We start from the raw sequence: 1979 nt of genomic DNA on the forward strand, positions 1-1979 counted from the left end.
TCAAGGAAGAGCTGCTGAAGATGAAGGCCAACGCCAAGCTGGTCGGCGAGGTGACCGCCAGCCAGACCGCGCTGGCAACCGGCGAGGTCGACATTCTGGTCGGCGGCGGCGAATGGGTGACGGCCGGGCTGGCCAAGGAGAACCCTGCCCTCGATTTCTCAATCCCGAAAGAAGGTGCTGTGCTGTGGTCGCAGTCGCTGGCGATGTTCAAGGATTCCAAAAACAAGGATATGGCGCTGAAATTCATCCAGTACATCATGAGCCCTGAAGGCCAGGCGCGGCTCTCCACCTCGGCCTGCTATTGGGGCATGCCGGCGAACACCAAGGCGGCTCTGACCGATGAGCAGAAGAAGATCCTGCGCTTCGACGAGCAGCCGGATTTCCTAGCCCGCGCCCAGCCCTATCCGGCGCCGAATGCCGATCTCGACAAGAAGATGCAGGACGTCTGGACCGAAATGCTGCAGGCGCAATGACCGGTCGCCGGTCATGAACTCTGCCACGAACAGTGGACGTGCCCTGCCCTGGGCGCTGGTCACGCCGGCGCTCGGCTGGACGCTGCTGTTCTTCGTGCTGCCTTTCCTGGCCATGGGGTTTTCCAGCCTGACGGCGCATGATGGCGGCGGCTTCACCCTGTCAAACTACAGCCAGTTCTTCAACAATCCGGCCTATTGGCAGGCGATGGTGAACTCGCTGCAGGTCACCGCCATCGTCACCCTGATCTCGGTGCTGCTCGCCTACCCCTTCGCCTGGATCCTGGCCGAACAGGTGCCGGCGCGCTGGCAGCGGCTGGCGCTGATGCTGGCGGTGCTGCCGTTCTGGACTTCCTATGTCGTGCGCTCCTACTCCTGGCTGCTGGTGCTGGCGCAGAACGGCGTGATCAACCGCGCGCTGACCGGCTCAGGCCTGTTTGCGGAACCGGTGCAACTGGCCAACACACGGCTGGCCACGATCATCGGTTTCGTCCATTTCTTCGTCATGCTTTTGACGCTGACGATCTTCGCCAATCTGAAGCAGCTCAGTCCCAGCTACCGCAAAGCTGCCGCCGATCTCGGCGCCGGGCCGGTGCGCACGTTCCTGCATGTCGTCCTGCCGCTGACGTTGCCCGGCATCATGGTCGGCGCTTTTCTCACCTTCGTGCTGTGCATCGGCGACTACATCACACCGCAGATCCTCGGCGGCAACAACGAACTTTTGATGCCGCAGCTGGTGATGATGCAGATCGGCCGGCGCGGCGACTTTCCGCTCGCCTCGGCGCTGTCGATCATTCTGATGGCCGTGGTTACCATTGCCTATCTCGCCTGCGCCCGCTGGCTGAAGATCGAGCGGGCCTGACCATGCGCTCCTCCACTGTGGCCAAAGCCATTCGCATCCTGTCCGGCCTCTACGCCATAGCCATCTATGGCTTCATTTTCCTGCCGGTGGTCGTGCTGGTGCTGTTTTCGCTGCAGGCGACGTCGTTTCCGATCCCGCCCTTCACCGGGCCGTCGCTGCGCTGGTACGACGCCGTGCTCGCCGACACCCGGCTGACTTCGGCGCTGGTCAATTCGCTTCTAGTCGCAGCCATCTCCTCAGCTGTCGCCGTCACGCTGGGTTTCCTCTCCGCCTGGGGTTTTGCACGCTTCGTCCTGCCCGGCTCAGGCCTGCTGCGCGGGCTGATCACGCTGCCGCTGACGGTGAGCTATCTCATCATCGGCATGGGACTGCTGGTGCTGTTCAACTGGGCCGGCGTGCCAAAATCGCTGCTTGCCGCCGGCATCGGCCATGTCGTGATCAACCTGCCGCTGTGCTTTGCCATCATCTACAGCCAGATGGGCGACCACCAGATCAACATCGAGCGCGCCGCGCGCGACCTCGGCGCGCCCGAGTGGAAGGTGCTGCTGCTGATCACAGTGCCGGTGATGGCGCCGGCGATCTTCGCCGGTTTCTTCCTGTCGATGACCTTCTCGTGGGACGAATTCGTGATTTCCTTCCTGCTGACG

3 protein-coding genes are annotated in these 1979 nt (G+C 62.8%); all 3 read left to right on the forward strand.

Annotation, left to right across the window (positions count from 1 at the left end; genetic code table 11):
• On the forward strand, positions 1-473 hold a 473-nt coding region (locus EOA86_RS32525), incomplete at its 5' end, for an extracellular solute-binding protein (RefSeq protein ID WP_128345338.1).
• A 13-nt stretch (positions 474-486) separates the two neighbouring features.
• Positions 487-1332: an ABC transporter permease gene (locus tag EOA86_RS32530; RefSeq protein WP_128345339.1), complete on the forward strand. Its 846-nt coding sequence runs from the start codon at positions 487-489 to the stop codon at positions 1330-1332.
• Positions 1333-1349: 17 nt separating this feature from the next.
• The coding region (locus EOA86_RS32535; protein WP_164892225.1) for an ABC transporter permease at positions 1350-1979 on the forward strand (630 nt) is incomplete at its 3' end.

Source organism: Mesorhizobium sp. M5C.F.Ca.IN.020.32.2.1 (assembly GCF_004023105.1).
GTDB lineage: Bacteria > Pseudomonadota > Alphaproteobacteria > Rhizobiales > Rhizobiaceae > Mesorhizobium > Mesorhizobium wenxiniae.

Coding starts and splice junctions, on each gene's coding strand:
- EOA86_RS32530 (WP_128345339.1), top strand. CDS start 487: ATGAACTCTGCCACGAACAGTGGACGTGCCCTGCCCTGGGCGCTGGTC.